The sequence below is a fragment of the Ruegeria sp. K3 genome (assembly GCF_056531845.1).
In genome coordinates, this window is the sequence record NZ_JBQFMM010000003.1 from 319,123 (window position 1) to 342,914 (window position 23,792).

General features: G+C 58.1%; 23 protein-coding genes. 10 read left to right on the forward strand and 13 right to left on the reverse strand.

Features of this window, described 5'->3' with window-relative positions; translation table 11 throughout:
* Positions 1 to 4: 4 nt before the first annotated feature.
* From rodA to ACR0MP_RS08165, 5 genes are read right to left on the reverse strand one after another with little or no spacing between them, the layout of a single operon-like run.
* Positions 5 to 1,144: a rod shape-determining protein RodA gene (gene rodA, locus ACR0MP_RS08145; protein ID WP_170395892.1), complete on the reverse strand. Its 1,140-nt coding sequence runs from the start codon at positions 1,142 to 1,144 to the stop codon at positions 5 to 7.
* The gene (gene mrdA / locus ACR0MP_RS08150) at positions 1,141 to 3,090 is read right to left on the reverse strand and encodes a penicillin-binding protein 2 (RefSeq protein ID WP_170736670.1); all 1,950 of its coding nucleotides are present in this window, start codon (positions 3,088 to 3,090) and stop codon (positions 1,141 to 1,143) included. The genes rodA and mrdA overlap by 4 nt, the downstream gene beginning before the upstream one ends.
* Positions 3,087 to 3,623 carry a rod shape-determining protein MreD gene (locus tag ACR0MP_RS08155; RefSeq protein WP_170736858.1) on the reverse strand — a complete coding sequence of 179 codons (537 nt, stop codon included), beginning with the start codon at positions 3,621 to 3,623 and terminating at the stop codon, positions 3,087 to 3,089. The genes mrdA and ACR0MP_RS08155 overlap by 4 nt, the downstream gene beginning before the upstream one ends.
* On the reverse strand, positions 3,616 to 4,518 hold the full coding sequence (mreC, locus tag ACR0MP_RS08160) for a rod shape-determining protein MreC (protein WP_170395896.1): 903 nt from the start codon (positions 4,516 to 4,518) through the stop codon (positions 3,616 to 3,618). The genes ACR0MP_RS08155 and mreC overlap by 8 nt, the downstream gene beginning before the upstream one ends.
* A 56-nt stretch (positions 4,519 to 4,574) precedes the next feature.
* On the reverse strand, positions 4,575 to 5,621 hold the full coding sequence (locus ACR0MP_RS08165) for a rod shape-determining protein (RefSeq protein ID WP_039523195.1): 1,047 nt from the start codon (positions 5,619 to 5,621) through the stop codon (positions 4,575 to 4,577).
* 154 nt (positions 5,622 to 5,775) lie between these two features.
* Here ACR0MP_RS08165 and ACR0MP_RS08170 point away from each other — a divergent pair, with 154 nt between their 5' ends.
* Positions 5,776 to 6,561, forward strand: a complete 786-nt coding sequence (locus tag ACR0MP_RS08170; RefSeq protein ID WP_170408295.1) for a 23S rRNA (adenine(2030)-N(6))-methyltransferase RlmJ — start codon at positions 5,776 to 5,778, stop codon at positions 6,559 to 6,561.
* Positions 6,562 to 6,733: 172 nt separating this feature from the next.
* Here ACR0MP_RS08170 and ACR0MP_RS08175 read toward each other — a convergent pair whose 3' ends face one another.
* Positions 6,734 to 8,305 (reverse strand): 2-isopropylmalate synthase, encoded by a 1,572-nt coding sequence (locus ACR0MP_RS08175; RefSeq protein WP_170408294.1) that lies wholly within the window; start codon positions 8,303 to 8,305, stop codon positions 6,734 to 6,736.
* An 80-nt stretch (positions 8,306 to 8,385) separates the two neighbouring features.
* Complete coding sequence (locus ACR0MP_RS08180) at positions 8,386 to 8,601, reverse strand: hypothetical protein (protein WP_170408293.1); 216 nt, start codon at positions 8,599 to 8,601, stop codon at positions 8,386 to 8,388.
* Between ACR0MP_RS08180 and ACR0MP_RS08185 the strand changes: the two genes are divergently transcribed.
* A complete protein-coding gene (locus ACR0MP_RS08185; RefSeq protein WP_170408292.1) occupies positions 8,582 to 9,247 on the forward strand; it encodes an SDR family NAD(P)-dependent oxidoreductase in 666 nt (221 codons plus the stop codon). The genes ACR0MP_RS08180 and ACR0MP_RS08185 overlap by 20 nt on opposite strands.
* Before the next feature lie 7 nt (positions 9,248 to 9,254).
* On the opposite strand, the gene ACR0MP_RS08190 is transcribed toward ACR0MP_RS08185, so the two are convergent.
* Positions 9,255 to 10,760, reverse strand: coding sequence for a 2-isopropylmalate synthase (locus tag ACR0MP_RS08190; protein ID WP_170408291.1), 1,506 nt, complete (start codon positions 10,758 to 10,760; stop codon positions 9,255 to 9,257).
* A gap of 141 nt (positions 10,761 to 10,901) precedes the next feature.
* Here ACR0MP_RS08190 and ACR0MP_RS08195 point away from each other — a divergent pair, with 141 nt between their 5' ends.
* From ACR0MP_RS08195 to ACR0MP_RS08205, 3 genes are all read left to right on the forward strand, one after another.
* Complete coding sequence (locus ACR0MP_RS08195) at positions 10,902 to 12,560, forward strand: NAD+ synthase (protein ID WP_170408290.1); 1,659 nt, start codon at positions 10,902 to 10,904, stop codon at positions 12,558 to 12,560.
* 218 nt (positions 12,561 to 12,778) lie between these two features.
* Positions 12,779 to 13,120: a hypothetical protein gene (locus ACR0MP_RS08200; protein WP_170408289.1), complete on the forward strand. Its 342-nt coding sequence runs from the start codon at positions 12,779 to 12,781 to the stop codon at positions 13,118 to 13,120.
* A gap of 149 nt (positions 13,121 to 13,269) precedes the next feature.
* On the forward strand, positions 13,270 to 14,601 hold the full coding sequence (locus ACR0MP_RS08205) for an NAD(P)/FAD-dependent oxidoreductase (protein ID WP_480886331.1): 1,332 nt from the start codon (positions 13,270 to 13,272) through the stop codon (positions 14,599 to 14,601).
* A 3-nt stretch (positions 14,602 to 14,604) separates the two neighbouring features.
* On the opposite strand, the gene ACR0MP_RS08210 is transcribed toward ACR0MP_RS08205, so the two are convergent.
* Positions 14,605 to 15,537 carry an MBL fold metallo-hydrolase gene (locus ACR0MP_RS08210; protein WP_170408287.1) on the reverse strand — a complete coding sequence of 311 codons (933 nt, stop codon included), beginning with the start codon at positions 15,535 to 15,537 and terminating at the stop codon, positions 14,605 to 14,607.
* Between the two features lie 116 nt (positions 15,538 to 15,653).
* Here ACR0MP_RS08210 and ACR0MP_RS08215 point away from each other — a divergent pair, with 116 nt between their 5' ends.
* On the forward strand, positions 15,654 to 16,088 hold the full coding sequence (locus tag ACR0MP_RS08215; RefSeq protein ID WP_480886333.1) for a DUF1801 domain-containing protein: 435 nt from the start codon (positions 15,654 to 15,656) through the stop codon (positions 16,086 to 16,088).
* A gap of 60 nt (positions 16,089 to 16,148) precedes the next feature.
* The gene (gene gltX, locus ACR0MP_RS08220; protein WP_170408285.1) at positions 16,149 to 17,474 is read left to right on the forward strand and encodes a glutamate--tRNA ligase; all 1,326 of its coding nucleotides are present in this window, start codon (positions 16,149 to 16,151) and stop codon (positions 17,472 to 17,474) included.
* A gap of 15 nt (positions 17,475 to 17,489) precedes the next feature.
* Here the strand turns inward: gltX and ACR0MP_RS08225 are convergent, their stop codons facing one another.
* Positions 17,490 to 18,101: a gamma-glutamylcyclotransferase family protein gene (locus ACR0MP_RS08225; protein ID WP_170736663.1), complete on the reverse strand. Its 612-nt coding sequence runs from the start codon at positions 18,099 to 18,101 to the stop codon at positions 17,490 to 17,492.
* Positions 18,102 to 18,195: 94 nt separating this feature from the next.
* Here ACR0MP_RS08225 and ACR0MP_RS08230 point away from each other — a divergent pair, with 94 nt between their 5' ends.
* Positions 18,196 to 18,642, forward strand: a complete 447-nt coding sequence (locus tag ACR0MP_RS08230) for an RrF2 family transcriptional regulator (protein ID WP_170395922.1) — start codon at positions 18,196 to 18,198, stop codon at positions 18,640 to 18,642.
* A 2-nt stretch (positions 18,643 to 18,644) separates the two neighbouring features.
* Here ACR0MP_RS08230 and ACR0MP_RS08235 read toward each other — a convergent pair whose 3' ends face one another.
* Entirely contained in the window at positions 18,645 to 21,173 is a 2,529-nt protein-coding gene (locus ACR0MP_RS08235; protein WP_170736661.1) for an FtsX-like permease family protein, read from the reverse strand.
* Positions 21,170 to 21,865: an ATP-binding cassette domain-containing protein gene (locus ACR0MP_RS08240; RefSeq protein ID WP_170395925.1), complete on the reverse strand. Its 696-nt coding sequence runs from the start codon at positions 21,863 to 21,865 to the stop codon at positions 21,170 to 21,172. The genes ACR0MP_RS08235 and ACR0MP_RS08240 overlap by 4 nt, the downstream gene beginning before the upstream one ends.
* Before the next feature lie 69 nt (positions 21,866 to 21,934).
* Between ACR0MP_RS08240 and ACR0MP_RS08245 the strand changes: the two genes are divergently transcribed.
* Together ACR0MP_RS08245 and ACR0MP_RS08250 are read left to right on the forward strand one after the other, a co-directional pair.
* Positions 21,935 to 22,555, forward strand: a complete 621-nt coding sequence (locus ACR0MP_RS08245; RefSeq protein ID WP_170408460.1) for an arylesterase — start codon at positions 21,935 to 21,937, stop codon at positions 22,553 to 22,555.
* 9 nt (positions 22,556 to 22,564) lie between these two features.
* A complete protein-coding gene (locus tag ACR0MP_RS08250; RefSeq protein WP_170408282.1) occupies positions 22,565 to 23,179 on the forward strand; it encodes an SOS response-associated peptidase in 615 nt (204 codons plus the stop codon).
* Here the strand turns inward: ACR0MP_RS08250 and ACR0MP_RS08255 are convergent.
* On the reverse strand, positions 23,176 to 23,730 hold the full coding sequence (locus tag ACR0MP_RS08255) for a L,D-transpeptidase (RefSeq protein WP_170408281.1): 555 nt from the start codon (positions 23,728 to 23,730) through the stop codon (positions 23,176 to 23,178). The two genes, ACR0MP_RS08250 and ACR0MP_RS08255, sit on opposite strands and share 4 nt — an antisense overlap.
* Positions 23,731 to 23,792 lie beyond the last annotated feature (62 nt).

The following is a 23,792-nucleotide window of genomic DNA, read 5'->3' on the forward strand; positions in this document are numbered from 1 at the left end:
CCTTTCAGCGGGGACGATGTATATGGGCGCTTTGAACGATGCCAAAGGCGGCCATCAGGACCAGCATGGCCGAGCCGCCATAACTGACCATCGGCAGCGGTACTCCGACCACTGGGGCCAGCCCCATCACCATCGACATATTGACGGCAAAGAACAGGAAGAAATTCAGCGCGATCCCAAGTGTCACCAGAGACGAGAAACGATCCTTGGTCGACAGCGCCGTGACCATGCAGAAGATCAGGATCAGACCGTAAAGGATCAACAGTGTGATGCCGCCGACAAAGCCGAACTCTTCGGCCAAGGTGGTGAAGATGAAATCGGTGTGTTTTTCGGGCAGGAAGTTAAGACGTGATTGCGTTCCCTGCATGAAACCGCGCCCATTCCAGCCCCCCGAACCCAGAGCGATCTTCGATTGCGTGATGTGATATCCCGCTCCCAACGGATCGGTTGAAGGATCCAGAAACGTATCGATGCGTCGGAACTGGTAATCTTTGAGCAACTGCCATTCAGTCCCTCGGCTGTTGAACACCGCAGCAATTAGGCCAACCCCCGCTGCAATCACGGCAGCGAAATAGGCCCAATGCACCCCGGCAAGGAACATCAGACCACCACCAGCAGCCAATAACAGGATCGATGTGCCTAGGTCGGGCTGGCGCAGCACCATGAATGTCGGGATCAGGATCAGAATGACCGGGATAATCACCCAGAGCGGGCGCGAGGTTTTGTGCGCCGGCAGCCAGTCGTAATAGGCGGCCAGCACCATCACCAACGCCACTTTCATTACTTCTGAGGGTTGCAGCCGCATGAAGCCCAGATCAATCCAGCGCTGCGCCCCCATGCCGATCGTTCCAAACAGTTCGACCACGATCAGTAGACCGATCGCGCCCAGATAGGCCACAACCGACATGTTCCGCCAGAACCAGATAGGCACTAGCGCAATGATAAACATGGCTGCCAAGCCCAGACCGAACCGTTCCATTTGTGGTTCCGCCCACGGCATCCAGGATCCACCCGCGACCGAGTAGAGCATCAGGAACCCCGCGCTTGCCACGCTGATCAGCAACAGGGTGAGCGGCCAGTTCATATAAAGGAACTTGCGAAACCCCGACGGCGTGGATTTGACGGCATATTCAAGATAGCTCATGCGCGGTCCTTCTCGTCAGGACGCGCTTTGGGGCGACGGTCACCCTCCAGCCGTTTCTGTTGTTCTTTGATGCGCTCTCGGTCTCCGGCCGGATACGCCTCGAGCGGTGGCGTGCCATCGTAGAGTGCCTGCAGCATGATATCGCGCGCCACTGGGGCCGCGGCTTTGGAGCCGCCGCCGCCGTGTTCCACCACCACAGCCACAGCGTATTTCGGATTGTCATAGGGGGCGAAGCTGACGAACAGGGCATGGTCTCGACGCTCCCATGGCAGGTCTTCGTTTCGAATCACACCTGCGGCGCGTTCTGCCTTGGTAATATTGCGCACCTGACTGGTGCCGGTTTTGCCTGCCATGCGGAACTCATCGGCAATGATGCGACTGCGATACGCGGTGCCACGCCTGTTATTCGAGACCGTGAACATGGCTTTGCGCACTTGCTCAAGGTTGTTGCGATTGACCTGCAGCGGTTCACCCGCGCCCGTGGGTTGCTCAACCCCATTGATTGATCGAACAAGGCGTGGTTGCACGGCACGACCTGTCGCCAAACGCGCCGTCATCACGGCCAATTGAAGCGGTGAGGCAAGCATGAACCCCTGACCGATCGAAGCGTTTGCAGTGTCACCCACCAGCCAGTCCTGTCCGTGAACCCGCTGCTTCCATTCCTGATTGGGGGCAAGCCCGGCAGCAACGGCAGACATCGGAATGTCATGTTTGATACCCAGTCCGAAGGTGCGTGCCATCTCGGAAATCTTGTCGATCCCGACACGTATTGCCACGTCGTAATAGTAGACGTCGCAACTGCGCTTCAGCGAGGTTTCAAGGTCAACCGTCCCGTGCCCGCCGCGTTTCCAGCAGTGAAAGCGGCGGCTGCCCACTTTCATGTGACCCGGACAGTACACTGTGCTGGAAGGGCTGATCACCCCGGCTTCGAGCGCAGCCATGGCGGTAATCATTTTGAAAGTCGATCCAGGAGGGTAGGTGCCCTGCACCGTCTTATTGGCAAGCGGGCGATACTTGTCCTGCGTTAGCATCTGATAGTCCGCCACCGAGATCCCACGCACGAACAGGTTCGGATCGAAGCTGGGGGCCGAGCTGATGGCGCGAATGTCGCCGGTTTCGCAATCGATCACGACCGCAGCGGCGCTTTCCCCAGCCAATCGCGCCTGCGCGTATTGCTGCAGATTGGCGTCGATTGACAATTGCAAATCTGCCCCGGCTTCGCCGACCTGGCGGTCCAGCTCGCGCATCACCCGGCCTGTGGCGTTGACCTCAACCCGCTTGGCCCCGGCCTTGCCGCGCAAGGTGATCTCTTGCTTGGCTTCCAGCCCGACCTTGCCGATCTGGAACCGTGGGATGCGCAGTACCGGCTCGGGGTCTTCAATCTGGCTCAGATCATAGTCGCTGACCGGGCCGACATAGCCGACTACATGGGCGAAATCTTCATAGCGCGGATACTGGCGTGTCATGCCGACCTCGGGCGTGACACCAGGCAGTGCGGGGGCATTGACCGCGACTTTCGAGATATCCTCCCACGTTACTTGATCGGCCAGCGTGACCGGCAGAAACGGGGCCGATCGGCGCATTTCGGTTTTGGCACGCTCGATCTCATCCCCGGTCAACGGGATCAGTTCCGAAAGCTTGGCGATGACCTTGTCGATATCGCCTGCATCCTCGCGCACGATGACGATGCGATAGGACTGAGAGTTTAATCCTATGATCTGCCCGTTCCGGTCATATATCCGGCCCCGGGTTGGTGGGATCAGACGGATGTTGATCCGGTTTTCTTCGGCCAGCAGACGGTATTCATCCGCTTGATCCACCTGCATGAACCGCATCCGGGCTGCCAGCCCCCCGATAAAGGCCGCTTGTAGCCCACCGAGGATCAAGGCGCGGCGCGGCAAACGTTTGTAAGCAAGGCCCTTGGGCTTTGGTTTGCGCTGCTTCATGGCCGCACCCGTGGCATCGTGCTGTCGGCAACAGATCTGCGCCTTACGCCAAACACAGTTTGGCTCAACAAAACCATCACAGGATAGATTGCGATTGTCAGAATAACTTGCACCACTACCGGTCCCAGAGTTGCCTGTTGCACCGAGAGGATAGCAAGAATGAGGCGATTGAGCACAAACACAACCGTGATCACGGCCCCGACGGTTGCCCATTCGCCCACAAACCCGCTGTCTTTCATGCCAGCTGCAGTGGAATGAAGATAGGCTGCACCCAGAACCACTAACGCAGCAAGCAACCCGGGTGGGCGTTGCAACAGCAAATCGGCCATGAACATGACCATGGCAATGATCAGGATCGGAATATATTCCGGCCGCCGCAGCACCCATGCGTAGGTAAGAGCGATCAGTATGTCAGGAAAGGGCAGGCGATCAGGTTTTGTATCCAGCGGCAACAGGTGAAGAAACACCACAAATACCGCCAGAGCGACATAGAGACCGCGCTTGGCCCACAGATCTGAGACCGACCTATCCATCATTGACCTCGGATGGGGTCAAGGATGCTTCGGGTTGACGGGGGCCGACGATATCACCGGATTCCGTGATCGGTGGGGCCGACTGATAGCGTAGTACGCGCAGAAACTCGAGCCGCTCGAAATCTGCCGACAGCCGCACACGCAGCCTGCCGCCGGGATCAACCGTAATTTGACCGATCAGCAAGCCACCGGGGAACACACCGCCATCGCCCGACGTGACAACCCGGTCACCAGGGCGCACGAGTTCCCGGTTTTCCAGAAACTCCACTGCAGGGGCCGAAGTATTGTCACCTGCGATCAGCGCCGTCTGCCCCGAAGGCTGGATCGTCGCCGGGATCGCGCTTGAGGCATCGGTCATCAGGATCACGCGCGCGGTATCCGGGCCAACACCCGATATGCGCCCGACCACTCCGATCCCGTCCATTGTTGCCCAACCATCCACGATCCCGTCACGCTCCCCCACGTTCAGCAGCACAGATTGCCGGAAGGGTGAGCCGCTATCCGCCATCACCACCCCGGTGACATAGGTCAGGCGCGGATCGAGCCGAACATTGTTAAGGTCCAGCAGGCGGGCGTTTTCCTGTTCCAGCTGCAGCGCGGCCTCTTTCCAGGCGCGCATCAGGCGCAGCTCGCTGCGCAATTCCTGGTTCTGCTCGCTGAGTCGCTGATAGCTTTGGAAATCACGAGACAGGTTCACCAGCGCAGTGACCGGGACCATTGCCCACTCCATCGAGGGGACAACCTTGTCCACCACCTGTGCGCGGAACCTTTCGACGCGCGGGCTGTCGATGCGCCAGACCAGAAAGATACCAAGCAGGCACAGTACAACAATCCCCAGCAACAGTCGACGCAGAGGTGTCGTGTATTCATCGCGCTGTGATCGGTCCTTTGCCACAGGTTACCTTCCCGTGCTGCTCGTGCCCGAGTTTTCACCCCATAAGGGTGCGCGCCTTAGCTTTCGTAGTCAATCGCGTGGCGCAGTTGTTTTTCGTATTCGAGTGCTTTGCCCGTGCCCAAAGCCACACAATTCAGGCTTTCATCAGCAATAGAAACTGCCAAACCGGTTTGCTCGCGCAGCGCCAGATCCAGATCACCCAGCAGCGCACCGCCACCGGTCAGCATCACGCCCCGGTCCACGATGTCCGCCGCCAGATCGGGCGGCGTGGTTTCCAGCGCGGTCATCACCGCCTCGCAAATCTGCTGCACGGGTTCAGACAGCGCTTCGGCCACCTGAGCCTGGCTGATCTCGATTTCCTTGGGCACACCGTTCAGCAGGTCGCGACCCCGGATATGCATCGACTGGCCACGGCCATCGTCCGGCATCCGTGCGGTACCGATGGTGGTCTTGATCCGTTCCGCAGTTGATTCACCCACCAGCAGGTTCTGTTGACGCCGCAGATACGATATGATCGCTTCATCCATCCGGTCGCCACCAACGCGGACCGAGCGGGCATAGACGATATCGCCCAGCGACAGAACCGCAACCTCGGTGGTCCCGCCGCCGATATCGACAACCATGTTGCCGGTCGGATCGGTTATCGGCATCCCCGCGCCAATCGCAGCCGCAATTGGTTCGGCAATCAGGCCCGCGCGGCGCGCGCCTGCGGACAGAACCGACTGGCGGATTGCGCGTTTTTCAACCGGGGTTGCGCCATGAGGGACGCAAACGATGATCTTGGGTTTCGAGAATGTCGAGCGTTTATGCACCTTGCGGATAAAATGCTTGATCATCTCTTCGGCGGTGTCGAAGTCCGCGATGACACCCTCGCGCATCGGACGGATGGCTTCAATGGAGCCCGGGGTCCGGCCCAACATCAGCTTGGCGTCCTCGCCAACAGCAAGGACTTTCTTGACCCCATCCTTGACGTGGTAGGCAACGACCGAGGGCTCAGACAGGATCACTCCGCGCCCTTTGACATAAACCAGCGTGTTCGCTGTTCCAAGGTCGATAGCCATGTCCGCTGTGAACAGGCCGCCCAGATTGCCAAAGATGCCCATATTTCCCTGATCCCGTTTGTCAGAATTTCCACTGCCCGCGACTCGACGGTTCCGGGACGGATGCCTTATAGGGTGCCAACTCGCCCGGTTAAAGGGCTGATTCCGCGACAGTCAGCACCTTTCCGCCTTATTGATGGGGACTTTAGAAGGCAAGATGCTCTCATATCAACACATTTACCACGCAGGAAATCTGGCTGATGTACAAAAGCACGCTTTATTGGCGTGGACGCTGCGTTATTTGACCCAAAAGGACAAACCCCTCAGCTATATCGAAACGCACTCCGGGCGTGGACTATATCACCTTGACGCGGCTGAGGCGGTTCGAACGGGTGAAGCTGTCGCCGGGATCGGGCGCGTCAGGCGCGAAGGTTGGTTTGATTCCGATCATCCAATGGCGCGGGTGCTGGATACCATACAGGCCAGTCACGGCGTGCAAGCGTATCCCGGTTCACCTCTGATTGCGGCCAACCTGCTGCGAAAACAGGATAGCCTGCATTTCGCCGAGCTGCATCCGCAGGAACATACGGCACTTTCACTGGCGCTGTCTCCTTTCGGGGCGAAGGTCTATCGGCAGGATGGGTTTGAGTTGGCCCAATCGTTGCTGCCTCCGACCCCGAGGCGGGGCATGATGCTGATCGATCCCAGTTATGAAGTGAAAGCCGAGTATGACCGTTTGCCTGGGGTGATCGCGAAGCTGCACCGCAAATGGAATGTGGGTGTGATCGCACTTTGGTATCCAATCCTGACGGATGCACGTCACAAGGCTATGATTTCGTCTCTGAAATCCGCTGGATATCCCAAAACGATTTGCCATGAGGCCACGTTCCCTCCGGCGCGGGAAGGTCATCGCATGGTCGGATCAGGTATGTTCATGTTGAATGCACCCTTCGGGATCGAAGACGAAACGCGCCGCTTGTCGGAGCTGTTCGCTCAGCTTTGATAAGCAAGAATTACACAGGGAAAGCTCCCGTCCGGTTTGCCCGCATCAACGATGCCGTCAAACGCGTTGGGCCCGGCAGCGCGCCAGTGGCGCGCTGCCGGGCCCAAAACCCAAGAAGGGTCGGCGAAGCCGGGCCGCAGCGGGCGCGGGAGCCATTCGCCTTACCCTTCGATCAGGTCAGGTCTTTGTAGCTGATCTCGCGTGTATCTGCCCCCGGACCGGCCTTTTCACGACGCATGATCAGGCGGTTCAGCGCGTGGATATAGGCTTTGGCCGACGCAACCACCGTATCTGTATTTGCAGACTGACCGGTGGCGATCATACCATCCTCTTCCAGACGGACCGAAACCGTGGCTTGCGCGTCCGTACCTTCGGTTACCGCATGCACCTGATACAGTTGCAGCCGCGCAGTGTTGGGATAGATCGCCCGGATCGCCCGGAAGGTTGCGTCGACTGGGCCGTCACCGTTTTCCGTGGCGATCCTGTCTGCACCCTCTATCTCCAGTTCGACCGTCGCTTCGGCCTGACCTCCGGTACCGCAGGTCACTTTCATCGACACCAGCTGAAGATGATCGTCCGCTTCGTCGTCGACGCTCATTAACGCGATGAGGTCATCGTCAAAGACTTCTTTCTTGCGGTCGGCCAGATCCTTGAAGCGCACAAAAATGTCTTTGAGCTGGTTGTCACCAACCTCATACCCGAGCGTTTCGAGCTTATCGCGCAGTGCAGCGCGGCCCGAATGCTTGCCCAGCGGCAAAGAGGTGCCAGAGAGCCCAATGTCTTCAGGGCGCATGATCTCGAAGTTTTCGCGGTTCTTCAGCATGCCATCCTGATGGATGCCGCTTTCATGGGCAAATGCGTTCTTTCCAACGATGGCCTTGTTGAACTGCACCGGAAATCCGGCCACGGTCGCGACCCGGCGCGAAATATGCATGATCTTGGTGGTGTCGATGCCAGTATGCCACGGCATGATGTCGTTGCGTGTGCGCAACGCCATCACAACTTCTTCCAGCGCGGTGTTGCCTGCGCGTTCACCCAACCCGTTTATGGTGCATTCGATCTGACGCGCACCACCTGCGACCGCTGCCAGAGAGTTCGCTGTCGCCATGCCAAGGTCGTTGTGGCAGTGGGTGGCAAAGATTACCTCATCCGCGCCGGGAACCGTCTCGATCAGGCGCTTGATCAGATCTGCAGACTCGACCGGGGCAGTATAACCGACAGTATCGGGGATATTGATCGTGGTGGCGCCAGCCTTGATTGCAATCTCGATCACACGGCACAGATAATCCCATTCGGTCCGGGTCGCATCCATCGGCGACCACTGCACGTTTTCGCAAAGGTTGCGCGCGTGGCTGACCGTTTCGTGGATCTTGTCGGCCATCTCGTCTTGCGTCAGATTTGGTATCGCCCGGTGCAGCGGAGAGGTTCCGATAAAGGTGTGGATCCGGTTCTTCTCGGCGTGTTTCACCGCCTCCCAACACCGATCGATATCGGCGAAATTGGCGCGGGCCAGACCACAGATGCGGCTGTTCTTCGAGCGCTCGGCAATCTCGGACACCGCTTTGAAGTCGCCTTCCGATGCAATGGGGAATCCGGCTTCGATGATGTCGACGCCCATCTCATCCAGAAGCTCGGCAATTTCGAGCTTTTCGTTATGGGTCATGGTCGCGCCGGGGCTCTGCTCGCCGTCGCGCAAGGTGGTGTCGAAGATCACGACGCGGTCTTGGTCGGTCACGTTTGTCATGGGGTTCTCTTTCTTCTTCTGTCCTAAAGCCTCTTGGCGCGCGGGCGTCCTCCTCTGAGCGGGCGCGCCGGATGGCACGCTCAGAGGCGGATTAGGATCAGTAGACCACGCAGCAACGCGCCGCTGAGTGCGGCGTTTGCAAAAGCGATATCTGCGCGGTTGATCATGGGGATCAGCTTATACAGGGCGCGCGGCGAATGAAAAGCGGGAAATTTAAGGGGGAACAAAAATGACGGTGGAGTTGAAGCGATGAAGCTTTCGGCTAACTTCTCGAGCATGAAAACTGCATTAATCATCGGAGCTTCTGGCGGTATCGGGCGCGCTTTGAACGATCACCTGACAACGGATGGTGTCAAAGTCACCCGACTGGCCAGATCAACGGATGGGTTTGACCTGACCGACCCGGATGGCGCAGAGCGTATGCTGGCGTCCCTTTCTGATCCGTTTGATCTGATCATGGTGGCCTCAGGGGCGCTTGAGATTAACGGTATGGGTCCGGAAAAATCTATGCGCGCCTTGTCCGCGAAGGCGATGATGGACCAGTTCGCACTGAACGCAGTTGGCCCGGCCTTGGTGTTGAAGCACGTGCACCGCCTGCTGCCACGCGACCGCAGATCGGTGATCGCCGTGCTGTCGGCCCGAGTTGGTTCAATCGGGGACAACCGGCTGGGTGGGTGGGTCAGTTATCGTGCGGCCAAGGCGGCTGTGAATCAGATAGTACATACGGCTGCCATCGAATTGGCGCGCACTCACAAACAAGCCGTTTGTGTCGCTTTGCACCCCGGAACAGTCAAAACGGCCTTTACCGAAAAGTACCTTGCCCGCCACCCGGCTGTTGAACCCAATGAGGCCGCAGCCAATCTGCTGTCCGTCATCAATGGACTCACCCCCGCTGACTCGGGCAGTTTTTACGATTGGGCTGGCAAGCGCGTGCCTTGGTAGGGCTGATTTAGCCGTCGTTTATATCCGGGTCTGTCGCGTCAGGGGCGGGCGCGTCGGGGGTAGAGTCTGGCTCAGTGGTTTCAGCACCCGCAGCGGGGGTTTCGGGGGCAGTCTCTTTTTCGGTCGCCAGCGTGTCATTTTCCCAGACGCCGGTCTCAACCTCGCCGCCTGCGAAACGCATCGTGCCGTCACCATGGCGTTTGTTTTCCAGGAAATTGCCCTCATAGACATCCCCGGTCTCATAGGTGGCGGTTCCAAAGCCAGTGATCTTGCCGTCGGCCCAGTCGCCTGTGTAGCTGTATCCGCCCGGTCGGGTCAGTGTTCCCTTGCCGTGACGCTTGCCATTCAGAAAATCGCCTTCGTAAATGATCCCGTCCGGAAACGTAGCCTTGCCCTTCCCCTGTCGGACGCCGTCTACCCAATCGCCATCATAGCGATAGCCATTTGCAAAGGTCAGAATACCTTTGCCGTCGAAGCGGGCGTTTTTGAACCGGCCCGTATAAGCCGTTCCGTTGGGATAGGTTGCCGTGCCGGTGCCCTCAAAAATCCCGGCGATCCAGTTGCCGTCGTAAACTGATCCGTCGGGGTATGTCGTTTGCCCCTTGCCATGAGGCAGGTCATCCAGAAAGTCGCCGATATAAACCGAACCATCGGGATAGAGCATCTCGCCCAGGCCCTCAATCTGGCCCTTTTGCCAGGCACCTGTGTACGCAAACCCGTCGCTGCCCTTGTAGGTGCCCTGACCATGGCGCTGGTCGTCAGCATAGTCGCCTTCATAGGTCGCACCGTTGGCGTATATGGACTTGCCTTTGCCCTGTCGGCGATTTTCGACCATTTCGCCTTCGTAGACATCTCCGTTGGGTTGAACCAAACGGCCTGTTCCGGCCATCTGGTCGTTGGCCCAGGACCCAGCATAAGTCATGCCGTCGACCCAGACTTGACTACCCTGACCATGCCGTTGCCCGCCATTCAAGTCGCCCTCATAGGTACTTCCATCGGCGTAGGTGATCTTGGCGCTTCCGGTTTTCTGGCCGTTTACCCAGTCGCCCTCATAAACCGAGCCATCCGGGCCGGTCAGCACGCCGTGACCGTGATATCTGGCGTCCTTGAAGCCGCCCTCGTATCGCGAGCCGTTGGAATATGTCGCGATACCGGTACCGTTTATCGTGCCGTTGGCCCACTCGCCCTCATAGGACTGGCCATCAGAATAGACGATTTTGCCGCGCCCTTCTGGTTGGCCCTTGGTGAATGTCCCTTCATAGACAGAGCCATTGGCGTAGCGCGCGGTGCCTTGTCCTTGAATCTCGCCCTCGACCCATTGACCGGAATATTCAAAACCGTTCGGCAGGCGGTAAGTGCCGGTGCCATGGCGCAGCCCGTTTTCGAACGTGCCCTCGTAGACACCTCCGACATCATCATCAGCGATGACAATCTGACCGTCCTGTTGGGCGATCGCAAAAGACGCCAGCATTGTAAGCGTTGCAGCGGTAAGGGATGTGCGGATCGCTTTCATTTTTGTACCTGCCTGCGGTGTTTGTGTTGGCGCAAAACTAAGATACCGCCGAGGGCAGAGCAACGGCTTTTGGCGCATTTGCCTTTCACTCGCGGTGTGATCTGCTAAATCCCTGAAAGACATGAGGGCAAGAGGGCAAAAATGGCCGATCGTTTCCGCATCACTCTGGCGCAATTGAACCCAACGGTTGGGGATATCGACGGTAATGCCGCCAAGGCTGCTGCAGCCTGGCAGCAAGGGTGCGCGGCGCAGGCTGATCTTGTGGCGCTGCCCGAGATGTTCATAACCGGCTACAATACCCAGGATCTGGTGATGAAGCCCGCGTTTCATCGGGCCGCGATGAATGCGGTGCAGGCGTTGGCTGAAGACTGTGCCGACGGCCCGGCGTTGGCCATCGGCGGTCCTTGGGTTGAAGATGGGAAGCTTTATAACGCCTACCTGATCCTCAAAGGTGGGCGGATTGTCAGCAAAGTTCTTAAACATCATTTGCCCAATGAAACCGTCTTTGATGAAGTCCGTCTTTATGATGCGGGTCCTATGGGCGGCCCTTATGCCGTTGGAAATGTCCGTATCGGTAGCCCGATTTGCGAGGATGGCTGGCACGAGGATGTCGCCGAGACACTGGAAGAAACCGGGGCCGAGTTTCTGCTGATCCCCAACGGCTCGCCCTATTTTCGAAACAAATACGATATCCGGTTGAACCACATGGTGGCTCGCACGGTCGAAACGGGTCTGCCGGTAATCTACCTGAACATGGTCGGCGGGCAGGATGATCAGGTTTTCGACGGTGCTACGTTTGGATTGAACCCGGGTGGAGAGCTTGCGTTCCGCATGCCCGTCTTCGATGAGGCCGTCAGCCATATCGATCTGTCGCGCCAAGATGACGGATGGCGTATTGTGGCTGGTGAAGTCGTGCCGCAACCCGACGAATGGGAGCAGGACTATCGCGCGATGGTGCAATCTCTGCGCGATTACATGGGCAAGACGGGGTTTGGCAAAGCTGTGCTGGGGTTGTCGGGCGGCGTCGACTCGGCGCTGGTGGCCGCAATAGCCGTGGATGCGATCGGTGCGGAAAATGTACGCTGCGTAATGCTGCCTTCGGAATATACAAGCCAAAGTTCTTTGGATGATGCCGAAGCCGTCGCCATGGCGCTGGGCGTGCACTACGACTTTGTGCCGATCTCTGAGGGACGCGCAGCGGTAACCAACACTTTGGCTCCGCTTTTTGCAGGGCGGAATGAGGACCTGACCGAAGAAAATGTCCAGTCTCGCCTGCGCGGTCTTCTGCTAATGGCGATCTCGAACAAGTTTGGCGAGATGCTGCTGACCACCGGCAACAAGTCCGAGGTCGCAGTCGGCTACGCCACTATCTATGGTGACATGAACGGTGGCTATAACCCGATCAAGGATCTGTACAAAACCCGCGTGTTCGAGACCTGCCGCTGGCGCAACGCCAATCATCGCGATTGGATGATGGGTCTCGAGGGTGAGGTCATACGCCCTTCGGTGATCGACAAGCCGCCAAGTGCTGAATTGCGTGAAGACCAGAAAGACAGCGACAGCCTGCCGGACTACCCCGTTCTCGATGCGATTCTTGATATTTTGGTGGATCAGGATGGCTCAATCGCCGACTGCGTTGCAGCCGGATTTGACGAGGCCGAGGCCCGGCGGGTCGAACATCTGATTTACATTAGTGAATACAAGCGCTTCCAGTCCGCGCCTGGCACACGGTTGACGCCACGGGCCTTCTGGCTGGATCGTCGCTATCCGATTGTAAATCGCTGGCGGGATAGAACGTAAGCACCGCTCTGGTTGAAGAATTTACCATTGTTTCGAAAGTGCATGGTAATGCGGATTTCTGCGGCAGTTTGTTTATCCATTTCAGCCAGTTGTGCGGTGAAAAGACTATGTTTCGCTTGTACGCGCGTCCTTTTTTTGCCACATTTACGACAGGGGTCTGCCTCATATGGGGCGGATGTGACGCAATCCGGTAGGTTGTCCTGCCATTTTCAGAGCCGATGACCGGGATTGTGGAACTGGGAAAAGGCATCCGTGTTTGGGATGTCAGTAAAGGTATTGGTGGTCAAATGACGAATGGATACGATAAGCCGCTTCATTCTCCGTTGCAGTTGAAGCCTATGGAATCAGCGCCGCGCAAGTTGGATGAACAGGCGCTGGATGCTGCGATTGCAGACATTATGAGCCAGGAAGAGCCGACGCCCGACGCGGTGGCAGGCCCGGTTCCGTTGCGATCGGAATTTCCGGTGTTGCAGCCACAGGAATCGCTTGCATCAAAGTCCGATCCCAAGCTCAGCACGGTACTGCGCCAGAAATGGGCGCAACTTTCCGGGGCGGCGTAATCTGAACGCATCTGCGCGGTGTAATTCGCCGCGCATTGGCCAATTGGCCACAGGTTCCGGCAATTGCCCGGGACCAATCGTTTTCTACATTGCCAGTGAAATCGCCTTCAGGCTGGATGTCGCTCCGATGAACGAGCACCGAGCGGTTAATGCCAGGCCCCACACCGACACCCGTCGAATCTGATCTCACACTTCCCAAACACGTAGATGTTGTCGTCATAGGTGGTGGAATCATCGGGGCTTCGGCTGCCTTCGAGCTTGCTGAGCGAGGTGTTTCCGTTCTGTTGTGCGAGAAAGGCCGGATTGCGGGCGAGCAAAGCTCGCGCAATTGGGGCTGGGTGCGCCTTGGGACACGTGATCCGCGCGAGATCCCCCTGATACAAGAGGCGCTTAGAATCTGGCAAGGGCTGGATGCGCGATTGGGACGCGCCACAGGCTATGTTCAATCAGGAATCGTGTTTGGCGCGTCTGGCGCACGAGACGATGAAAACCTGACGCGATGGCTGGACCATGTTGAAGGGCTGCAAACAGGTGCTCGCATGGTATCCGGCCCTAAACTGGACGGGTTGCTGTCGGATAACAGTATGAAACTGCGCTCAGCGCTTTACATGCCGCAGGACGGGCGCGCCGAGCCGCAATGGGCGGCCCCCGCAATCGCCGAGGCGGCGCGCGACCGTGGTGCCGCGATCATGACGCAATGCGCGGTGCGAAGTGTCGATGTTGCTGCGGGCCGGATCGCAGGTGTTTTCACCGAACGCGGCCGCGTAAGGTGTAGTCAAGTCGTACTTGCAGGCGGAGCCTGGTCTCGGCTGTTTGCGGGGAACGCTGGAATCGCTCTGCCACAGCTCAAAGTGCTCAATACGGTCATGCGGACTTCTCCGGTTGCAGCAGGGCCAGAGGTGTCGCTTTGGAGTGATGATTTTGCCATTCGAAAGCGCTCGGACGGGGGATACACTATAGCTTCGGGTCACGAGAATACAGTGGATATCGTTCCTGACAGTTTCCGACTCGGGTTGCAGTTTCTGCCCGCATTCCGGCAAGAGTGGCGGTCCTTAAGGTTTCGCTTTTCGAGACGCTGGATGGTCGAGGCGAATGAGGATCGAAGCTGGCTGCCGACCGATGTGACACCGTTTGAACATTGCCGAGTACTCGACCCGGAACCTTCCCAGAAAGTGTTGCGAAGGGCGTGGGCCAACGCCCGCAAGGCGTTGCCTGCGCTTGATAGTGCGGAGATCGTGCAAAGCTGGGCCGGCCTGATCGATGTGACCCCGGATGCGATCCCGGTCATCTCGAAAGTGGACGCGGTGCAGGGCCTGCATATTGCGACCGGTTTCTCCGGCCACGGTTTTGGCATCGGTCCTGCCGCAGGTCGATTGGTGGCGGACCTTGTTACGGAAAGCACGCCTTGCGTTGATCCGACCGCCTTTCGCCTGTCCCGTTTCACGGATGGGTCAAAAGTGCGGCCGGATGCTGGTATTTAGCTCCTAGCCCATCATTTGATAGCTGACCGGCACGAACCGGAACCCTTCGCCACGGGATTCGACATAACCAGCGGCTGGGAAAGGCATGTGATAGCCGATCATAGGCACTTTGTCCGCAGCCAGCATGCCCAGCACATTCCTGCGCGATTCCGTGGCAGCGGCTTTGTCCATGTCGAATCGCACTTCCCATTCAGGATGTGCAAAAGACCAGACATAGTGATTTGCAAGATCCGCCGTCAGGACCAGACGCTGACCGTTGCTTTCTAGGTGATAGACCATATGGCCCGGAGTATGCCCAAACGCTGCCATACCGGTGACGCCGGATGCGACTTCACCACCATCCCCGATAAAAGTCATCTTCTCTGCCATCGGGGTGACTTTGGCTGCAACCATATCACCCACTCGGTTGCCCGCGTCTTGCGCTGACCAAAAGTCGTATTCGGGTGCTGCTGTTACATAACGCGCATTGGCAAAAGTCGCGGCATCATTGGTTGTCATACCACCGATATGATCGGGATGCATGTGGGTAATGACCACCACATCGATCTGATCAGGCGTTACGCCGGCGTCGGCCAACGCGGCCTGAATTCCACCTTGGCCAAGCCCAGTATCAAACAGGATCATCTCGGACCCCGTATTAACCAGCGTTGGTGTGAAGAAGAACTGCGCAACATCTGGCGAGATGAAGTTGTCAGCCGATACACGGGCGAAATCTTCATCCGAGGCGCCGCCGCCGAAAATGTCCTGCGCACCATCACGAGGCAGGCTGCCATCCAACAAGGTGGTGACGGTGAAATCGCCCAGTTGAAACGATTTTGCTATTGTAGAGTTGGCTTTGGTCTCGGTACCTGCGGCCAGAACAGGCGAAGTAGCTGCCGCAAGCGGCAGAGCCGCAACCGTTCCAAGCGCCGCCCGGCGAGTCAATCTGATGGTCATGGTCGTTCTCCCTGTCAGAGCATGTTTGACTGAATTAGGTCAGTCTGGGCCTGTGGCCATACTATGGCACTGTTATATGGGCTGCGTGGTTGAACATTACGTGTTAATTTTTGTTCATGCCGCGATCTGCGAATAAAACCGTACCCACCGGGCAAAACGTTGCTGATTTACTGGCGAGCATTCAGCCGACCCGCAAGGCGGAAGAGGCGCACGTGCTGGACAGGCTGTTTCGTGAAACCACAGGTTATGCGCCCGTAATGTGGGGCCCGTCGATCATTGGCTATGGTCGATATCATTATTGCTATGCGTCAGGGCGTGAGGGTGACTTTCTCGCAACTGGGTTCTCTCCGCGTAAGGCGGCGCATTCTATCTACATCATGCCGGGTTATGCTGATTTCGAAAATATCCTGTCTCGACTGGGCAAACACAAGCTGGGGAAATCCTGCCTCTACGTGAATAAGCTACCGGATATCGATCTCGACGTGCTTGGTGAACTCATCAAAGCCGGGCTCGAACGCCTAGATGGCATTTGGCCGGTTGAACCAACCTGAAAGCCTCTTCTGGACAAAAACGCGCCCATGTGAGATGAGCCGCGCCAACAGGAGACTTCCATGACCACGACCCGTTTTGCCCCGTCGCCCACCGGTTACATCCATGTGGGCAACCTGCGCACCGCCCTGATGAACTATTTGATCGCCCGCAAGGCTGGCGGTACGTTCATTCTGCGCATTGATGACACCGATCCCGAGCGGTCGAAGGAAGAATATGTCGACGCGATCAAGCAGGATCTGGAGTGGTTGGGCCTGCATTGGGACCGGGTCGAGCGACAGTCGGAGCGTCTGGACCGCTACGCCGAGGCCGCCGACAAGCTGCGCGAGATGGGCCGGTTCTACGAGGCGTTCGAGACGCCCACCGAGCTCGACCTTAAGCGCAAGAAGCAACTGAACATGGGCAAGCCGCCGGTCTATGACCGTGCCGCGCTGAACCTCAGCGATGCCGAGAAAGAAGCCCTGCGCGCTGAGCGTGGCAATGGCGTCTGGCGGTTCAAACTGAACCACGAGCGTATCGAATGGAACGATGGCATTTTGGGCGACATCTCGATCGATGCAGCTTCAGTATCCGACCCGGTGCTGATTCGGGGCGATGGTCAGGTTCTCTATACGATTGCTTCTGTGGTCGATGACACCGAAATGGGCGTAACCGATGTCGTGCGCGGCTCGGACCATGTCACCAACACCGCAACGCAGATTCAGATCATCGAGGCCTTGGGCGGGACCTGTCCGCGTTTTGCGCACCACTCGTTGCTGACTGGCCCGCAGGGAGAGGCGTTGTCGAAACGCTTGGGCACTCTGGCCCTGCGCGATCTGCGAGAGCAGGGCGTGCAGCCAATGGCCTTACTGAGCCTGATGGCGCGTCTGGGGTCGTCAGATCCGGTTGAGTTGCGCTCGGATATGTCAGAGTTGATCGACGGCTTTGATGTTACACGCTTCGGTGCGGCCCCAACCAAGTTCGACGTGCAGGACCTGTTCCCGCTGACTGCGAAGCATCTACAATCGCTGCCGCTGGCCGATGTGACCGATGCCGTTGCTGAAGCAGGCGTTCCCGCTGAACTGGCCGAGCCTTTCTGGACCATGGCGCGCGAAAATATCACCACGCTGAGCGATCTCGAGGGATGGTGGGAATTGTGCCGTGATGGGGCCGAACCCATGATCGCTGACGAGGATCGTGAGTTCATCGCTCAGGCTGTCTCGTTGCTGCCCGAAGGCCCTTTCGATGGGGAAACTTGGGGCACATGGACCAAGGCAGTTAAAGAAGCAACTGGTCGCAAGGGCAAAGGCCTGTTCATGCCACTGCGCAAAGCGCTGACGGGGATGGAGCGCGGGCCCGAAATGGCGACCTTGCTGCCGCTATTGCAGGTGATCCGCGCTCGCGGCTGACTTCAGGGTCAGTGCTTAGAATACGAAGGAGGCAGGTAAATCACCTGCCTTTCTTTGTTCTCCGGGTCGCAAAACTTGCGCCGAAACGCGTTGCAGGCGGTCATCCACGAATTCGGTCTCGGCCTGCTCCAATTGTTGGTGACGAGGATAACGGGGCTCGGCGCGGTCGTTCAAAATCGGAGCATCCCAACCATCGGTTGTTGCAAAGAAGCGATCGGCGCCCTCTGGTCCAAAAGCCCGCAGATACCCTTGCACGACAACATCAATATAGCTGAGCAATAGGGGATGGTGATTGCTGGGCGCGGTGTGTCGATCATGCGGGACTGCGTAGACAGCGATTTCCACCTCTTGCGTCAGAGTGTGCGTGATCGACCGTGTGGCTGGAACGCGGTCATAGGCCCATTCTCTTTCATCCAACGCGGCCCAGTCGTTTTTAGGAACATGGGCGATCATACCATCGATCTCGGAATCAGCATCCGGCACAGCGGTCAAAAACGCCACCGGGCGCAGATCCGTGTGCCGCCATGCGCGTCGCCAACCTTTCAGTCGCGCTGGGCGCGGGTCGGGGAAATCATGCGTCGACAGGTTCACGAGGCTGCCATAGCCGAAGAAATAAGGGTCTGCCATGCGGGTCGCGTCCTTCTTTGACGATTGATGTATGTCAAACAGTCTTTTTACGAGACATGCAATAAAGCTTCACCTTGAGATTCGGGAGGCCCTAATGCGGATTACCAAACGGACGAATATCGCGGTGCGTGTTTTGATGTATTGCGCCGCACATCAGGAACGGCTGGTCACGAAGGCCGAGATCGCCGATGTCTGTAATATTTCAGAAAACCATCTGGCACAGGTGATCAACCAACTGAGCCAGCTAGACTATCTCAGCACACAACGCGGCCGCAATGGCGGCATGACGCTGGCACGCCCGGCGGATCAGATCCGGGTCGGGTCCGTGTTTCGCCATGTCGAAGGCGGGTTGCCGATTGCCGAGTGTTTTGCGGATGCTGACAACACCTGCCCACTGACCGATGCCTGCCGCCTCCGGTTGGCGCTGCAAGATGCGGCTGAGGTGTTTTATGCGTCGCTGGACGAAATCACGCTCGATGCGTTGGTTTGCGACAATGACCAATTGCTGAAAATATTGCAGCCTGTCGCTTGTATGCGCTGAACTCAGTCGCTGGCGCGCAGTATACGCGCAGGGCGTACTGAAAGCGGGCGCAGGGCAAAGACCATCCCCGCGCCTAAGGTAACGCCAACACCGGCGATGACGATCCCAAGCGCGGATGGCCAGATGACCGCGAACTCTGTGTCGAATATATAAGTAGCCACGGCCCAACCGCCCAGAATTCCGGTCAGCAAAGCAACGCAACCTGCGGCTGCTCCCAAAAGGATTGCCCGCAGGGCAAAGCTGCGCAATATGCGCCCACGGTTGGCACCCAGAGTCTTGAGGATCGCTGCCTCGTACCTACGCGCCGGTTCGCCCGCTGCCGCCGCACCGATCAACACTAAAAACCCGGTCAACAGAGAAACCCCTGCGCCATATGACGTGGCTGCCGCAAGCCCTGCCAGCAGGCCTGATATCCGGTCGATGGCGTCTCTGACCCGGACTGCCGTGATGTTGGGGAATTGACCGGCCAAATCACGCAGAATGGCGGCCTCGGCCTGTTCTTCGGCGTAGACGGTAGCGATGAAGCTATGCGGGGCACCAGCCAAGGCAGAGGGGTTCATCGACATGACAAAACCCATTCCTGCAGTGGAGAAATCAACTTCGCGCAGCGATGTGAGTTCAGCTGTGATATCGCGGCCCAGGATATTAACGGTCAGCTCATCGCCCAGTTTCAGGCCCATCTCGTCGGCCTCTTCTGCGGCAAAGCTGACTTGCGGTGGGCCGCTGTAGTCCTCTGGCCACCAAACCCCGTCAGTCACGCGGGCATTCCGTGGGGGGCGGGCAGAGTAGGTTACGCCCCGGTCGCCGTCCAGAACCCAGTGATCGCCTGCAATCTCGCGCGCGGGTCGCCCATTGATTTTGGTAATGATCCCACGCAGCATCGGAGCGCTTTCTACCCGACTGACGGCAGGGTCAGTGTCGAGACGTTCGCTGAACCCGGGCATCTGATCCTTCTGGATATCGACGAAGAAATACGAGGGTGCGACCTCAGGCAAGTTGCCCGAAATCGCATTGCGTAGCGTGCCGTCGATCTGCCCCACCGCCGCAAGGACCGAAAGGCCGAGCCCAAGGGACAGGACCACCGACGCTGCGCCTTCGCGTGGGTCAGAGATGGCGGACAACGCCCACCGCAGGGCTGGACGCCCTCTGGCCCAAGGAGCGCCCGCGCGGGCCAATTTGCGAATGGCAAAGGCAGAAAGGGTCAGCAAAGTGAGTGCCCCCGCCAGACCTGCGCTTGTCCAGAGAGTCAACCGGGTTGAACCGCTGAACCAAGCGGCGGCTCCGATCAGTACGGCCAGGCCAATTGCGGTCGCAATTACATAAATCAAGCGCGGGAAGCTGCTTGCCGAAGTCAGCGCATCCCGGAACAATGTTGCCGCACGCACCTCCTCGGTTCTGGCCAGAGGCCAAAGCGTAAACAGGAACGCGGTTAGCACACCATAAAGTGCGGCCTCGAACAGGGGCTGCGGATATAGCGAGAATACAGCAGGGATCGGCAGTTGGGTTTCGATAACCGGTGCCAGCAGCATTGGAAGCGCCGCGCCCAGGGTCAAACCCATGACGATACCAACGCCTGAAAGAACGGCGATCTGGATCATGTATGTCTGAAAGATTGTGGCCCGATCAGCGCCCAAAGTCCGCAATGTCGCAATGGTTTCCGTTTTCTGGGACAGATAGGCGCGCACGGCAGCCGATACGCCGATCCCCCCAACCGCCAATCCGGATAGACCAACCAGCACCAGAAACGCGCTGAGGCGCCCTACAAACTCGGATATCCCCGGCGCACCATTGCGGGCATCAGTCCAGCGCATGCCGGTTCCCTCGAAGGCCTGCCTGGCCTGCTGCGACAGCGCCTCCAACTCGGCGGTTTGCGGCAAGTTCATCCTGTATTTGGTGGAAAACAAAGTACCCGGAGCCAGCAGGCCCGATGATTGCAAATCCTCGGTTCGAACCAACGTGCGCGGTCCCAGCGAGAACCCATCTGCCGCACCATCCGGTTCGTGTTCCAGCGAGGCCATCAAAACGAACCTCTGCGTGCCGAGATCAAATTGGTCCCCAATCGCAAGGTTCAGGCGGTCAATCAGGGACGGAGCCATCACGGCGCCGGGCAGCCCATCGGCGCCCGCCAAGGCCTCGGGCAAAGAAACTGCGGGTTCCAGAGCCACCGATCCCAGCAGCGGATAGGCCCCGTCCACGGCCTTCACCTGAGTTAACGCCCGTTGCGCGCCTGCGCCATCACCCGTGACGGCCATGGACCTGAAATCGACGACCTCTGACACTGCTTGCGCGGTGTCCGCCATCCAGTCACGTTCCTCATCGTTTGCAAAGCGATAGGTGAACTCCAGCTGGGCATCGCCGCCTAAGAGCGACGCGCCCTCTTGTTGCAATCCGGTCTGAATGGCTTGGCGCACCATGCCAACCGCAGCAATTGCTGCAACACCCAAAGCCAGGCAGGCCAGAAACACTCGAAACCCGCGCAACCCACCGCGCAGTTCGCGCCGGGCCAGGCGACCGGCCAGACGCAGGCTCATTCGGCGGCCTCACGCTGGGATTCCTCGGCGATACGCCCATCGCGCAAGCGCACAACGCGGTCGCATTTCTGAGCCAGTGTATGGCTGTGCGTGACCAGAACCAGAGTTGCCCCGTGACGGTCCCGCAGTCCGAATAACAGATCAATGATTGCTGAACCGTTGGTTTCATCCAGATTTCCCGTTGGTTCATCCGCCAGTAATATATGCGGGCGCGGGGCCGAAGCGCGGGCCAGCGCCACACGCTGTTGCTCGCCGCCTGACAACTGCGCCGGGTAGTGATCGATACGATGTGAAAGGCCCACGGCCTCCAACTCGGCCGCGGCGCGCTGGAAAGCATCTTTGTGTCCCGCGAGTTCTAACGGGGTCGCCACGTTCTCAAGCGCGGTCATCGTCGGAATCAAGTGGAAATTCTGAAACACTACGCCCATGGCATCTCTTCTGAACCGTGCCAGCGCATCCTCGCTCATTTTCGTCAAATCTTGGCCCAATGCGGTAACGCGTCCACCAGTTGCCTGTTCTAAGCCGCCCATCAGCATCAGTAGCGAAGACTTTCCGGAACCAGAGGGACCGATAAGCCCCAGAGTTTCACCCTTGCTCACAGTCAAAGTGATGTCGTGCAGGATATCCACTCTTCCGGCATTGCCATCCAGCGATAATGCGGCATCTTGGAGGGTGAGAACGGGTGTCGTCATCGATCAGGCCATCAAGAGGGGTACAGTCCATTGGGATATGGCGCGATACAGAAGCTGCGCAAGGGTTTGATGTCAGGCGTGTTCATCTGTTGCGGATTTGCCGCGACGGCTGAGCCGGTGGTGATTGCGGCGCTCGGAGATTCCCTGACACAAGGATATGGACTTCCGCAACAAGACGGGTTTGTGCCCCAACTGCAACGCTGGTTGCAGGAGGAAGGGGCGGATATTCAGCTTATCAACGCCGGCGTTTCCGGGGATACGACCGCAGGAGGAGCCTCCCGCGTTGATTGGACTCTGACGCCAGAGGTCGATGGCATGATTGTAGCCCTCGGCGGCAATGATCTGTTACGCGGTATCGATCCGGATGTGTCGCGCGCCAATCTTGAGGCAATCCTGAACACCGCTGAAGCTGCGAATGTCGAAGTTCTGCTGATCGGCATGCAAGCCCCCGGGAACTATGGGACGGATTACAAGCAAAGTTTCGATGCCATGTATCCGGAACTGGCGCAGCAGTATGGCGCGATCTATGCGGAAAGCTTCTTTGACGGGCTCACGACCGAGGGCGATCCTGCAGTCGCGCGCCAGTTCATGCAATCTGATGGCATCCATCCAAATGCCCAAGGCGTTGCGCTGATCGTTGACGCGCTAGGACCTATTGTACTGGCTTTAGCGGAGCGCGCTGCCGATTAGGAGGGTCCTATGCCAGGCCGGTTTTTTCTCACACGACCAATTGGCGAGATTGCTAAGTTCCTGAACGTGAAAGATAACGTAGGGCCTCAACCCCCGCGCAAGAACATTCAACCGGGTCAGGAGGTGACGGTATTGACCGGTGAAGGCTTGAAGATGATGCGTTGGGGGATGATCCCGGTCGGCAGGGTCAATGCGCGCGGACGTCCGGTGATGGAGACCATTATCAACGCTCGCTCTGAAACGGTTTTTGACAAAAGCGCATTCGAAGGTGTTGGGCGCGCAGTTATACCAGTTGATGGCTGGTACGAGTGGACCGGAGAGAAACGGCGCAAAACTGCATGGCGTATCGCAGCGAAGGATGGCATACCGCTGTTATTTGCTGCAATTACGGATAGTTGGGAGGCCCCTGGTGGGCAGCGTGTGGATCAGGTCGCCGCAGTCACCTGCGAGCCAAATGCCGATGTAAAGCCGATCCACCACCGTATGGGTGTGTTGCTGGGGTCGCAGGATGTGGATTGCTGGTTACATGGATCCGAAGAAGAGGCGCAGAAGCTGATGCGCCCATGGCCAGAAGGTCGCCTGAGGATTGAACAAGCCGACGATGTGGATTGGTCGGCGGCTTAGACCACGGTCACCACGGTTCCAATCGGCACCCGGTTGTACAGATCGATTACATGCTGATTCAGCATCCGTATGCAGCCGTTCGAGGCCGCGCGACCGATGGTTTGCGGTTGTGTGGTGCCATGGATGCGGAAATAGGTGTCGACTCCGTTTTGGAACAGATACAAAGCGCGCGCGCCCAGTGGATTATCGCTCCCTCCGGGTTGGACATAGTCGTTGTCCTTGAACCGACCATAGGCCACCGGGTCGCGTTCGATCATCTCATCGGTCGGTCGCCAGGTGGGCCATTCCTTCTTGACGTCGATAGTTGCGGTTCCTGTGAACTCCAGTCCGGCCTTGCCGACGCCGCAGCCATAACGGATCGCTTTGCGGGGTTCGGTTATATAGTAAAGGTAGAAGGAACGGGGAACGACCAGCAGCTGACCGGGTAGGAATTGCTTTTTGACCCGCACGAATTGTGGCGTGGGATCATATTCGACCGCTTTCTTGGCGCTGACAACGCCCGGAAGCAGGCTGACGGCAGTACCGGCCAGAAATACGCGGCGTGTGAACATGGTGACATCCCTCAAATGACCAAAGAAATCATAACGCTAGTTTTGAAATGATAGCGGATTTG